The organism is Neomoorella stamsii, from assembly GCF_002995805.1.
GTDB classification, from domain to species: Bacteria; Bacillota; DSM-521; order Neomoorellales; family Neomoorellaceae; genus Neomoorella; species Neomoorella stamsii.
Genome location: NZ_PVXL01000078.1, coordinates 100,995 through 113,752 on the forward strand (window position 1 = coordinate 100,995; position 12,758 = coordinate 113,752).

Below are 12,758 nucleotides of genomic sequence, written 5' to 3' on the forward strand. Positions count from 1 at the left end.
TTTTTTCCCTTCCTGCCAGGACTAATAGCTGGTTGCTTTTTAGGACCCCTGCGCCCACTGCTTGATTCGATTGCCCTTAAGAGAGCTTTTATGGCTCACTGTAACGACCCTTATCCGGGAATTGGTGATTTTGGTGACGTGCCGGGCCCCGGGATATATAACTATGGCGTTGAGAAGGCTAAAGGGCTCAAAATATCAGCCTTCCTGGCCCGGGCGCGGATGAGGATGGCCTCCAGGTAACCGGCATAGCGCTCCGGGTCCTGCAAACAGGTGACTACCATTTCGTGATCCAGGCTGTTGATGCGGTCATTCATGGCCCGCAAGGCATCGATACAGTTCAGCAGCGCCCTTTCTACCGGCATCCGCTCCGGGTTGATGTCCAGGCCAAACCAGCCCTGGTAGCCGTGCATCTTGAGGACGTAGAGGGCGGCCTCGGCCTGTTCCGGCGCTACGACGCCGACATTCAAATCCTGGTCGTAGTTACCCAGGGGCTGGCTGTTCCAGTGGGTATGCACCAGCCGGCCGTACTCCAGGGGCAGGCTCAAAGCATAAGGCAAATCTTCATAACCCATGAGAACATGGCCGATCTCAGGATTGAGGCCGACCAGGGTATAGCCCTGCTCCAGGAGTTGTTTATTTTCCTGGTTCTGCAGCAGCCCCTCAACCTTCCCGGCCAGCAAAACCCCTTCCGCGGTGGTGCCGTAGATTATTCTCCCCCGGGGCTCATATGGTTTTGGCTCCATGGCCACCCGTACCCCAGGCACAGCATCCATGGCTTCTGCCAGTCCGGCAGCGAAACGACGGCGCATTTCTATGAAATCGATACCGAAGGGGTTTTCATAGCCATCTATTCCGGGCCAGACAACCATGAACTCTGTGCCCAGCTCTTTATTTATTTCTAGCGTTTCTTTAACGCGCTGGATGGCTACCTGCCGGGCCGCCGGCAGGGGTGAAGATAAAGACCCGTGGCGGAACTGTTCTTCATAGAAAAGATTGGGCACTACCGTTACTATTTGCATCCCGGTATCCCGGCAAAAATCCCGGTAAAGGGTGAGGTTATGTTCATTGATCTCGTTGGGATAATGGGCCTCAATGCCTTCCAGGCCATATTGTTGCAGAGCCGCGTATTTCTCCAGGCGTTCCTCAATGGTCAGTTCCCTGCCATAACGGGTATGAAAGCGGCTGTTGCTGCCGGAAAAGAACCATATGCCGGCTGAAAAGCGAAGTTTTAGCTCAAAATTTTGCAAGTGCCGGATTAACTCTTCCGGCGAGCGGCGGGTGGTTTGATAACGTAAATCCTGCAATTTTTCTCCCTCTTTTCTACCCTTGTTGCTACAGTTTATCGAAAACGCTTCCTAAACATGATTATGTTGAAATATAAGGCTCTATTTAACGATAGATGATGTATATATCGAAATCGGTTCCGGTTCGCTAATATATTTCGCCATTTAAATTAAGATTCCTGCTTTTCCTTAACACTTTTATAAAAAATTTTTCAGACAGGTGTTAAATTATACTTAACCGAATATACTACCCTTTTTTGCCTCTTTTCCTCCAAATCAACTCCGCTTTTGCGCCCGTTTTCACAATTAAATATAATTTAATTTCCTGGATAAAATTCCCGGTTGGCGTGGGCAAAAAGGTCTAAAACCTCCTCAAAATCCAGATGATGCCCACCTTTTAGAAGGGCAACCGTAGCGGCCGCTTCCCGGGGATCGGGGTGATCCACAGGGGCGTCGGAGCCGGCTAACAAGCGGATGCCTTTGTCCCTCATAAGCCCCCAGGCATAGGCTGTTTTCATCCGCTCCGGGCCCAGCCTGCGCATGGCCCAGGACATTTCCCGGGAAAAGATGGGTTGTATACAGACGGGGATCTCGAGCTCAGCCAGGGCCTCCAGCTGCTCCTCCCGGGCGTACTGGACGTGCTCCAGGCGGTCCAGGGGGTGGCGGCTTTGCCGCACAACGCGCAGGAATTGGTCAACGGCCCTGTCCCCGATGGCGTGGGCGGCTATGGGTTTACCTTTTCGGTGAACCTTTTCAACCAGGGAAAGGAGGGCTGCATCACTGTGATTAAGCAGGCCGTAGTTACCTGGATCGTCGGCGTATTCCTCTGTCAGGGCGGCGGTACGGGCGCCCAGGCCCCCGTCCAGGAATACCTTGAACCCCAGGGCCTCATCCAGTAGCCCGAACTCCACCGTGTAGAAATCCACTTTCACCTCCTGCTCAAGACTCTCAAAGAAGGGACGCTTGTGCCGGTCCATTCCCATATCGATGACTTTAACTATCCCCAGTTTCTTAAGCTCCCTTAAGCCCCGGGAGAGGATGTCTCCCGGTTCCAGGTTTAGCCTGGCCACCAGGGTCTTTAGGAGGTTAAATACTTTGGCTTCATGGAAGAGCCCGTTTTCCGCGAAAAATCCCAGCCCCTGCATGGCGGCCGTATTGGCTGCAGCCAAGTGCAGGCAGGTCCGTATTATTACTACCGGCGTCGAACCAAAGGTACGGTCCAGGAAGGCCCTTGCGGGTATAATCTTTTCGGCCAGGATTTCCTGGTTAAAACGTACCCCAACAGCCCACCCTGCAATAAGACGTGACTTCAGGGTTTCCACCAGCTCTTCAAGGTTTGAGCATTTTTCCAGGCTGGCGAAGTGATTGAAGAGGGCAAATTCCCATACATGGCAGTGGGCGTCCACATATTCCTGACGGCGGATCGTTTCCTGATTCATGTTTATCCCTCCACCCTAAGCTTAAACTCAATGCCACGCTTCTTCAAGGGTCAAACTTTTACTTCACCATTATATTGCTCCGTTAATTATTGCGCCTGCAGGGAAGGTATCGTCAAAAAATATCCGCATAATGACTCCTAAAGTCATTATGGCGGTCCACTGTCCGTCCGGCCCGGTATGTTCTCATTACCCAGGTCTACTTCTCTTCTTGCCAGTCTTTCGCGGGTAGATAGTGTTACACGTCAAATTAAATGAGCACAGAAAAATCAAGATAAATGAGCATAAAATTAGGATGAAATAAATGATCAGATGCAAGGTAATAAGCACGATTAAGCGATAGAAAATGATCATTATTGGAGGCGCTGCCCCCAAACCCCCGGGATTTATCGCTTTAGTTTCTCCAAAGGGTTTTAGATTAAAAAGCAGAGGCAAGGCAACTTCAACAGGCAGTCACCCCGCCCCGTCCTTTTGTAGAAACCTTGCAGGCGCTCAGGTTGCTTCCCAGCAGAGCCCTATCCTCCAGCCAGGAAAGGGCCAGGTTTAAAGAAAAGGTAAAGTATTTACCGGGTCCGCAGATTCAATCTCCAACATGGTTGCCCCCAGGAGTTGCCATAAGCGTTCGATAGACTCCTTATCTTGAAAAAGCAGGGTTACCGTGATATTGCCATGGCGGATGTGGAGCGGGTATTCATTGAAAATAGTTTTACCTTCCCATGATTGGAAACGAGTAAACCTGTTGATATGGGGTTCATGCCCAACATCTCCCTTTTGGTAGTGTTTTGAAAAAGTCGAGGGCTAAAATTTGCCATGATGGATGGAATTAGAAGCAATATAACCTAAATCGCACACGTCTAACTCAAACGCCTATTTTCGGCACCTATTTATCCTTATACCCCATAGGGGATGTGGAGAAAAAAATAAAAGCCTTCACGAAGGGCTTGAGTACCAACGTCTGGGAGTTTCCGAGAACCTACTGTAGTGTGAGAGGAGGGGGTTAGCCGCCCCCTCCTCCTCGATTCAGGTTAACGAGGCGAGGTATTGATGCCGTTTTTCAGCTTCAAATTCCTCTACCGTGGTAAATACGAGGGCTTTTGTTGGACAAGCCCGGACGCAGGCCGGCACTTTTTGATCATCAAGACATTGCCGGTCGCATTTCAAAGCTATGCGCTGTTCTCCATCCCGGCGGATTACGCCGTAAGGGCATACCATGACGCACATCCAGCAGCCGATACACTTTTGTTCTCTCCCCAGGTTGGTTACCACGCCTTCCTCTGTCCGGTGCATGGCTCCGGCAATACAGGCATCTATACAGTAAGCTTCTTGGCAATGCCGGCAGGTTACGGGGGCTTTCCTGCTTTCAACTTGCTCAACGTAAATTCTTTTTTGCGGCGGTTTAGGCTGGGTTATGGCGCCGAGGAGAGTTTGTTCCTCAGCATGGGCTATGGCACACGCTATTTCGCATGAAAGGCAGCCAAGGCACCTGTCAAAGCGTATAAGGATTTCCCTATGCATATTTATTTCCCCCTTCCAAGGTCGAGTGACCAACCTTCATCCTGGATAAGTTCTGGTCTAATTTAGCTAAGCCCATAAATTGGTAACCCGAAACTTCTCCGTACAAGAGCTCTTCCTCATGACCGGAAACTTCTATTCCCTGGCGGATTAATGCTGTGTAAATACCGGCCTGGGAAATATCGCCTACCAGGATAGCTCCAACCAACCTATTCTCTCGGAATACCAATCGACGATAAGAATTTTTATGGGAGCTGAAATAGCTCATATGTTTCCATCCGGTTCCTTCCTTTTCCACCAGACCAACGGATACAAAGGGAACACCGGCGAATTCTGCGGCATTCAGGCGGGTCAAATTGCCCTCGTATATGCATCTTTCCCCTGCCATATTGAAGCCGGCTATCTTACCTTGTTCCACAGCCAGAGTCCAGAGGCCAGAGGGAACCATTTCACCGGTAAGAAGATCTATTGTTTCACCTACATCTCCAGCGGCATAGACCCCGGGCAAGCTAGTTTGTTGGTATTTATTTACAATTGCTCCCTGCCGGACGCGACCCCCGGCCTCTTTGATTAGCTCGACATTAGGAATTACTCCTTTACCCACTATCACCAGGCTGGCCTTTATTTCCCTCCCGTCCTCTAGAAGTACGGTTTCTATCAGGGAAGATCCAGGCTTATTTTTAAAGGCTTTGGGGTTTTGGCCCCAAACGAATTCTATTCCTTCAGCTTCCAGCGCCTGCTGAATGAGGGCTGCCCCTCGCTCATCAAGCTGCCGGGACAAGAGACGCCCTGATTTGACAACTACAGTTATCCGTGGAACACCCCTTTTTTTCAGAGCAGCTGCCGCCTTAAGACTTACCAGACCGCCCCCTATTACTACTGCTCGTTCAGCTTTTTCTGCTTTCCTGGCTATTCGCTGAGCATCACTCCAGGTGCGTAATGTAAAAACTCCATCTAATTCCTGGCCGGGAACATCTGCGCGTACAGCCCTTGCGCCGGTAGCCACCAGGAGGGCGTTGTAAGATAGTTCTCTTCCATTGTCCAAGCGGATTTTTTGCTCGGCAGGATGAATGGCATCTACTATTTTGCCGAGCAATGGCTGAATGTTAAGACGGTGGTAAAAATCAACTGGCCTAAAGCTTATTTCTTCTACGGGGGAATCTTTGGCTATAGCTTCGGTTATCAGGCAGCGGGAATATGGGTGCAAAGGTTCATCAGAAACAATGGTTACGTCTCCATTAAGGGTAACGCTGCGAATAGCTTCGGCCGCGGCAATACCGGCAGCGCTGTTTCCGACGATGACATAGTGGGTCAAGAATTTTCATCTCCTTCAGCTTTGGCTATAAAATGTTATCTAGCATTTATTTTATCTAGCAAGAAGTGTGCCATAAAAACAAAAGGTCGGTAAGATTGTACAAAAAGCCGGTAAGCTTGGGCAATCTCCTTTATCCGGGTGTCAATTTAAATTGACACATTAAAAATTTATTGACATCACTTTTAGCTGTGTCATATTTTACCATTTTTTGTTATACAACGCCTGGCGAGAAAGATACGTTAGACAGAGCCCCGGGATGGGCTTCTTCCCATCGGTGTCGCTCCCTATGGCTGTAACTACGGTATGCTGGGCAACGACTGCCGCCTCTATCACTTCAGGCAGCGAGTGACCGCCACCTATAAATTCTACGAAATCAGCCTCCTAACTTAATCAGAAGGTGCAGTAATCAACAGATCCGTGGTAAAGGTCTCCCGGCTAGAAGATCTAAAAACTTAGTACCTCCAAGGGATGTAGAGAGATAAACGTTACCTTCACCAGCCTTCACCTCACCTATAATACTAGCATCCCTTCCCAGGGCATGCTCTTGCATTACCGCTACAGCTTTTCCTGCTTCCTCCGGGCTGACAATACTCATAAATTTCCCCTCGTTTGCAAGATAAAGGGGATCCAGTCCCAGCATCTCAGCAACACCCTTTACTCCGGCATCTACCGGGATACAATCTTCATCCAGCCAGATATCTAAACCGCAGGCTGACGCAATTTCTTTGGCTGCAGTCGCCAGGCCACCCCGGGTAAGATCCCGCATTATCTTGATCCCCCGGATTTCCTTTAAAAGCAGGCTAGTTATGCCGTTGAGCGGGGCACAATCGCTCATGACCTGTCCTGCAAAATCAAAGCCATACCGTTTGCAGAGTACCGCAATACCGTGTTGCCCGAGGTTACCATTGACTAAAACTTTATCACCGGGTTTAATCCGGTGGTAACCCAAATCTACTCCTGGAAAAATATAAGCGATACCGGTGGTGTTAATAAAAATTTTATCTAAATGTCCTTTTTCAACCACCTTGGTATCCCCGGTGACAATTTCTACGCCCGCCACCCCGCAGGCCCCGGCCATAGATTGAACAATTCTTTCTAAATCGGCAAGGGGCAGTCCTTCTTCTAAAATAAAAGAAGCCGTGAGATAGATGGGCCGGGCGCCGCTGACCGCCAGATCATTTACCGTGCCGCAAACCGCCAGTTTTCCCACATCTCCCCCGGGGAAGAAAGGCGGATCAACCACAAAGGAATCAGTAGTAATGGCCATTCTCCCTTGATTTACGGAAAAAACCGCTGCATCACTGAGCTTTTTCAAGATATTGCTTCCAAAATAGCGAAGAAAAAGGGTATTGATGAGTTCATGGGTAAGGGCACCCCCGTCACCGTGAGCCAGCAAAACAATATCACTGCCATTCTCTTTCATCCTAAATGCCACCTCCAACTGTAGATAAACGTTCATATCGATAGTAAGCCGCGCAGGCCCCTTCACTTGAAACCATACAGGGGCCTACAGGATGAACAGGTGTACATACATTACTAAATAGCCGGCATTCCAGGGGTAAAAGTTTTCCCCGTAAAATCTCTTTACAGGCACAGCCTGGCGGGTAAAGAGGTGATAGCGGGGCCGGTTCTATATTTAGTTTAAATCGCGTATCGAAATCGCGAAAAGTTTCCCGTAGTGAAAGTCCGCTTTCAGGAATAACTCCAAGGCCGCGCCAGGGGACATCGACCTCCTCAAAACACTCCGCTATGCGCTCGCGGGCATCCAGGTTACCTTCTTCCCGCACTACCCTCGTGTACTTGTTCGCTACCCGTGCCTCGCCCCGGAGCAATTGAAGCAAAAGCTCGTGAAGGGCAATCAGAATATCCATGGGTTCAAACCCGCTGATTACCGATGGCAGGCCATACTCTTTAACGATGAAGTCAAACGCCCGCCTGCCAGTAACGGCGCTAACATGCCCCGGCAAGATAAGCCCGTCAAGTTTTAATTCGGGGTCACTGAGAACGGCGCGGAGGGCCGGGGGGATGAGTTTATGGGCCGAAAATATACTGAAGTTTTTCACCCCTTTAGCCCGGGCTCTCGCAAGGCTTGCAGCGACTGCCGGGGCAGTTGTTTCGAAACCAATTCCCAGGAACACGACCTCTCTTCCCGGGTTGGCTTCAGCAAAGGCCACTGCGTCCAAGGGCGAGTAAAAAATGCGCACGTCGGCACCGCCGGCGCGTTCCCTCTCCAGGGAAGACTGGCTGCCGGGAACGCGTAACATATCCCCGAAGGTTCCCACCGTAACCCCGGGCAAGCGGGCCAGATTGACCATCATATCGATTTCCTGGTGATCGGTTACACAAACAGGACACCCGGGGCCGCTTCGCAATTCTACGCGACCTGCCAGCAAGCTCCGCAATCCCAGCCGGGAAATAGCCACTGTGTGTGTACCGCATACTTCTATAAAAACTGCCGGCCGCCCAAGGCGTTCCGCAACCTCATCTGCCAGGGCGGCAACCCGGCCCATGAGTTTCCTGCTTAATTCCGTATCACAAAACCTGTCCAGAGGTGACATCGTTTAATTGTTCCTCCCACATTTTTACCATCTGTTCTGCTTCTTTTAAATCAATCTTTTCAATGGCAAATCCGGCATGAACCAGCACATAATCGCCAACCTTTACCTGCCCCAGTAAAGCTATGGATATCTCCCTGCGGGCGCCGTGAACATCAATTATCGCGGTTTCATCAGCCGCAGTTACCTTAATTACTTTACCCACAATACCTAAACACATTGTTGCCACCTCCGGCAAGCGATTACTGCCTGGCCCAGGGAGAGCCCCCCATCATTGGCCGGTACCTGCCGGTGGACCAGCAGGCGATAACCGTCGCCAGGCAAGACTTCTTTAGCAAGGCTGAAAAGATAGCGGTTTTGCCAGGCACCACCGCTAAGGGCTACAGTCTTTATATGTGTTCTTTCAGCAACCATTCGTACCGCCTCGCGTACCATCGCCAGGACCGTATTGTGGAAACGGGTGGCAATAATCTCCCTGGCAACTCCCCGTTCCAGGTCGGCCGCCACGCCGGCTATGACCCCGCCCGGATGGATAACTTTCCCCTCGATAAAAAATGGATAGGGTATTAATCTTTTGCCCTCCGCCGGGTCAAGGACCATTTCTCCCAGCTCGATTGCCGCCTGTCCTTCGTAACTATTATGGCAGCAGAGGCCGAGGAGGGCCGAAACGGCGTCAAAAAGACGACCGCAGCTCGAGCTTAGCGGTGAATTAAAGCCTGTGGCGACGAGGCGTTTGATAACCTCAAGCTCCTGCCCCCTGCTTTGAAAAAGGCGGTCGGCAAGCGACTCGCCTTGCGCCGAAAGGTATTTCATTAAATAGGCTACTGCTGTCCGCCATGGATAACGCACTGCCTGCTCGCCACCGGGCAACGGTACATAGGCCAGGTGATACTCCCTGGTAAAATCGGCACAATCCCCGGTGAGGATCTCAAAACCCCAGAGACGCCCGTCGGTTCCGTATCCGGTTCCATCAAGGATTACCCCGATTGCTTCCTCATCCACGCCATTGTCGGCCAGGCAAGAAACCATATGGGCGTGATGGTGTTGAACGGCAAAGTGCGCCTTGGCCGGAATTCCTGCCGCCAGGCGGGAGGAACGATAGCCGGGATGCATGTCGTAACCGACCACTTCAGGTTCGGAGCCGATGAGGTTTTTTAAATTCTCCAGGCTGGAGAAAAAGTGTGCTTCACCTTCCCTGCTGCCCAGGTCGCCGATGTGCTGGCTGACAAAGGCCTGATTGCCTTTTAACAGGCAAAAGGTGTTTTTCATGTCCCCGCCGGCGCCCAGCACAGGGGAACTGGATTTAACCGCAACCTTAACGGGCGAGGGGACATATCCCCGCGAGCGTCGCCAGATCTGAACCATATCACCTGTCACCGCTACAACGGAATCGTCGCAGCGGTTGACAATCTCGCGATTGTGCCAGAGAAAATAGTCGGCTATACCGCCCAGTTCCTCCAGGGCTCTACCGTTGTCTTTTGCCAGGGGCAAACCGTTGCGATTACCGCTGGTCATGACTAAAATTTCCAGGGGGCCGTTTAAAAGCATCAGGTGCAGCGGTGTATAAGGTAACATTATACCCAGGGTCATCATCCCCGGGGCCAGCTCATCCGGCAAATTACAACCGGCCAGTTTGGTAAGAATAACAATAGGTGCTTGAGGAGAAGACAGCAATTTTTCCTCCTCCGGGCTAACGTAACAGTACTTCCTGGCCGTTTCCAGGAGGCACATTACCGCCAGGGGTTTGGCTTCACGGCCCTTGCGCCGGCGGAGGGTCTTTAAGGCTGCCCTATTCTTGGCATCGCATACCAGGTGAAAGCCTCCCAGCCCTTTTACGGCTAATATCTTGCCGTCTTGCAAGAATCTCCAGCTCAGCTCCAACCAGTTGCCTTCCACCTTTCGCCCCTGCCTGTCCACCAGCTCTACCTGAGGCCCGCAGGCCGGGCAGGCGGCCGGCTGGGCGTGGAATCTCCTGTTGCCCGGATCGTAGTATTCCCGGGCGCATTCCGGACACATCGGAAACCGGGCCATGGAGGTCTTCGCGCGGTCATACGGTACGCCCCGTACAATGGTAAATCGCGGTCCACAATTGGTACAGTTGGTAAAGGGGTAGCCGTAATGCCTATCCCGGGGATCCGTTATTTCCCGGGCACAATCAGAACACAGGGCTACATCAGGGGGAATCAGGGCTTCCTTTCCGGCTCCTTCTCCACTTGGGATAATAGTAAAAGAACTATAACCGCACGGTTCCAGGACGTCCCATTCTAAAGCAGTTATCCGCGATAATGGAGGATGATTTGCCTTTAAACAGGACAGAAAAGCGTGTACTGTCTCCTCCTGACCTTCGGCTTCAATGAGCACGCCCTGACTGGTATTGGAAACCGTGCCCTTCAGGCGATGCAGGCTTGCCAGGTTATAAACAAAGGGGCGAAACCCCACACCCTGGACGATCCCTTTGACGATTATCCGATAGCGAACAATCCCCTTTTTCTTTGCATTGCATCTTTGAGCCATGAACACCATGCCTCCAGGCCCTCACCGGTTTGAGCTGAGGTTACAAAAATCTTCACAGCAGGATTGGCTGCCTTAATCTCTTCTTCGACTGCCTTCAAATCAAAGTTAGTGTGCGGTAAGAGGTCTGCCTTTGTAACTACTATTGCCCGGGCTTCGCGAAATACCAAAGGGTACTTGGCAGGCTTATCGCTGCCTTCAGTGACGCTCAACAGGGCCACCTTATAATCCTCACCCAGGTCAAATTCGGCCGGACATACCAGGTTGCCCACATTTTCGATAAATATAAGTTCCAGGTTGGAAAGGTCGAGCCCTTCTAGCGCACTGGAGAGCATACTGGCATCCAGGTGACAAGCTCCTTCGGTATTGATCTGGACAACTTCTACCCCTTGACCGGCAATACGCTCGGCATCTAGGGTGGTGTATATATCACCTTCAATCACCCCGACGGTAAATTCCCTTTTTAATGAGGCTATTGTCCTTTCCAAGAGTGCAGTTTTACCCGCACCAGGAGAACCTATCAGATTGACAGTTAGTATTTGGGATAGGCGCTTTCGGTTTTGCTCGGCTATATCTTGATTAGCCTGGAGAATCTTTTGAGCCATTATTACTTTCATCGATATTCCCTCCGTTCTTTTTTAAAACCTTCAAACTATACCCCTTCTGCCACAAATAGAAAGAAGCCATCAGGATTAAAATTACGATAGCATTTACTCCCAATTCACCAAAATAAATTAACGGCTCCATCTTCTCCGTTGATTTTTGGGCTTCAATGAAAAGCATTTGCCGGATACTTGATACAACGCCGAGATGGAGAAATGAGCTGACACTGAAATCCTGAGTTTTTATAAACCTGATGATTGTCCACAGTACTTCTTTTATAATCAGTATGAGGAGCGAGTTGCTAATAAGGGTAAGCATACTAACCATGGAAAACTTGATTTCGCTAAGGGATTGAAAAGAGATCCCTATTGCGGCGATAACAAGCAGGATCGCCGCTAAAATATGAATTATATATTCTGCCGACATTAATAATCGAGTAATGACTGTGGCGGTATCCTTCAAGGGTAATTCCTCCCAGGGTTCATTCGCCTTCATAAAAATCAATATAAAGCTCTCTTCCTTGATCTATAGCAACCCTCCTCGACCCGCAGGAAGGGCACATAATACACCAGTTATCCAGAACTACTTCAGCCAGGCAATCTTGGCAATGTCCCCGCCCAGGCCTTTCCTCTATTTCCAATTGGGCCCCGTCAAACAACGGTCCTTCTTTAAGCGCGTAAAAAGAAAACTCCAGGGCAGACGGTAAAACCGAGGTCATTGCCCCTATCACCAGCTTAACTTTCCGGATGCGCTTTATACCTTTCTCCTGGGCATTGCGTTCTAATAGCTTTAATAACTCAGCCGTCAGGGCCAGTTCATGCATCCTATCCCCCTCCTTAATCACCCGAGGTACTGAAAATTGAGCTTTCCCGTTTGCAACTTTAGAGAAGCTGTAGCAGGCAGCCGGCCCATTGCTCTCTTCCGGGGAGAAAGCGGAGAAACCCGGAAAACGCTTCCGGATTTCTCCGCCCGAGCTCTACGGTCCGCCGCAGGCTTACGCCTAGAACCTCACAGCCACGCGGCAGGCCTTGGCCCCGCCCAGCATGCAGGCCTCCTCGCGCCAGGACAGCGGCCTGCCGTTGTACCGCAGCCCTATGCCCTCGATCAGGCCCTTCAGCAGCAGGCACAGCTTCCTCTCGCTGCGGTAGACGACCACCAGCTCGTCGCCCCGGTCCTCGTACTCGAACCGCGGGGGCGCGGCGCCCGGCAGGGCCTTGGTGGTCTGGACATGTACCGAGTCCATCTTCAGCAGGAAATCCCTGGCATTCCTGGCATTTTTAAAATACGCCGCGTAGGTCTTCTGCATTAATGGTGATTCCGCCACGAAGTAGCGGCCGAAATCGGCCAGCACCTCCTCAGGCTTCTTACCGGAAAGCTCGGCCAGCGCCCCGACGGCCGCCGCCACTTTCTCGTCGGGGTAGTCGGAAGTGGCGAGCGGCGCCGTCAGCCCGGTCGCCCTCCTGAAGGCTTCCCTTCCCCCGTCGCCGTGCCGGTTCCCGGCGTACTCCTTGAGCACGGAAAAGATAATGCCTTTCATCTTCAC

General features: G+C 51.2%; 12 protein-coding genes. All 12 read right to left on the reverse strand.

Annotated elements, in window-relative coordinates:
* Window positions 1–161: 161 nt before the first annotated feature.
* The 12 genes from MOST_RS16105 to MOST_RS16160 all read right to left on the reverse strand — a co-directional run bounded on the left by MOST_RS16105 (window position 162) and on the right by MOST_RS16160 (window position 12,752).
* Window positions 162–1,304, reverse strand: coding sequence for a TIM barrel protein (locus MOST_RS16105; protein ID WP_054936692.1), 1,143 nt, complete (start codon window positions 1,302–1,304; stop codon window positions 162–164).
* A gap of 296 nt (window positions 1,305–1,600) precedes the next feature.
* On the reverse strand, window positions 1,601–2,722 hold the full coding sequence (locus MOST_RS16110; protein ID WP_054936693.1) for an amidohydrolase: 1,122 nt from the start codon (window positions 2,720–2,722) through the stop codon (window positions 1,601–1,603).
* A gap of 1,017 nt (window positions 2,723–3,739) precedes the next feature.
* Window positions 3,740–4,234, reverse strand: coding sequence for a 4Fe-4S dicluster domain-containing protein (locus MOST_RS16115; protein ID WP_054936694.1), 495 nt, complete (start codon window positions 4,232–4,234; stop codon window positions 3,740–3,742).
* On the reverse strand, window positions 4,227–5,546 hold the full coding sequence (locus MOST_RS16120) for an NAD(P)/FAD-dependent oxidoreductase (RefSeq protein ID WP_054936695.1): 1,320 nt from the start codon (window positions 5,544–5,546) through the stop codon (window positions 4,227–4,229). The genes MOST_RS16115 and MOST_RS16120 overlap by 8 nt, the downstream gene beginning before the upstream one ends.
* A 406-nt stretch (window positions 5,547–5,952) precedes the next feature.
* Window positions 5,953–6,969, reverse strand: a complete 1,017-nt coding sequence (gene hypE / locus MOST_RS16125) for a hydrogenase expression/formation protein HypE (RefSeq protein ID WP_054936696.1) — start codon at window positions 6,967–6,969, stop codon at window positions 5,953–5,955.
* A 1-nt stretch (window position 6,970) separates the two neighbouring features.
* Entirely contained in the window at window positions 6,971–8,104 is a 1,134-nt protein-coding gene (hypD, locus tag MOST_RS16130) for a hydrogenase formation protein HypD (protein WP_054936697.1), read from the reverse strand.
* Window positions 8,079–8,321 carry a HypC/HybG/HupF family hydrogenase formation chaperone gene (locus tag MOST_RS16135; RefSeq protein ID WP_054936698.1) on the reverse strand — a complete coding sequence of 81 codons (243 nt, stop codon included), beginning with the start codon at window positions 8,319–8,321 and terminating at the stop codon, window positions 8,079–8,081. The genes hypD and MOST_RS16135 overlap by 26 nt, the downstream gene beginning before the upstream one ends.
* Entirely contained in the window at window positions 8,312–10,615 is a 2,304-nt protein-coding gene (gene hypF / locus MOST_RS16140) for a carbamoyltransferase HypF (protein WP_054936699.1), read from the reverse strand. The genes MOST_RS16135 and hypF overlap by 10 nt, the downstream gene beginning before the upstream one ends.
* Window positions 10,564–11,229, reverse strand: coding sequence for a hydrogenase nickel incorporation protein HypB (hypB, locus tag MOST_RS16145; RefSeq protein WP_054936700.1), 666 nt, complete (start codon window positions 11,227–11,229; stop codon window positions 10,564–10,566). The genes hypF and hypB overlap by 52 nt, the downstream gene beginning before the upstream one ends.
* Window positions 11,192–11,677, reverse strand: a complete 486-nt coding sequence (locus MOST_RS16150; RefSeq protein WP_054936701.1) for a phosphate-starvation-inducible PsiE family protein — start codon at window positions 11,675–11,677, stop codon at window positions 11,192–11,194. Before MOST_RS16150 ends, hypB begins: the two co-directional genes overlap by 38 nt.
* A gap of 19 nt (window positions 11,678–11,696) precedes the next feature.
* Complete coding sequence (gene hypA, locus MOST_RS16155) at window positions 11,697–12,038, reverse strand: hydrogenase maturation nickel metallochaperone HypA (protein ID WP_054936702.1); 342 nt, start codon at window positions 12,036–12,038, stop codon at window positions 11,697–11,699.
* Between the two features lie 177 nt (window positions 12,039–12,215).
* Window positions 12,216–12,752 carry a heme NO-binding domain-containing protein gene (locus MOST_RS16160; protein ID WP_161952872.1) on the reverse strand — a complete coding sequence of 179 codons (537 nt, stop codon included), beginning with the start codon at window positions 12,750–12,752 and terminating at the stop codon, window positions 12,216–12,218.
* Between the last annotated feature and the right edge of the window lie 6 nt (window positions 12,753–12,758).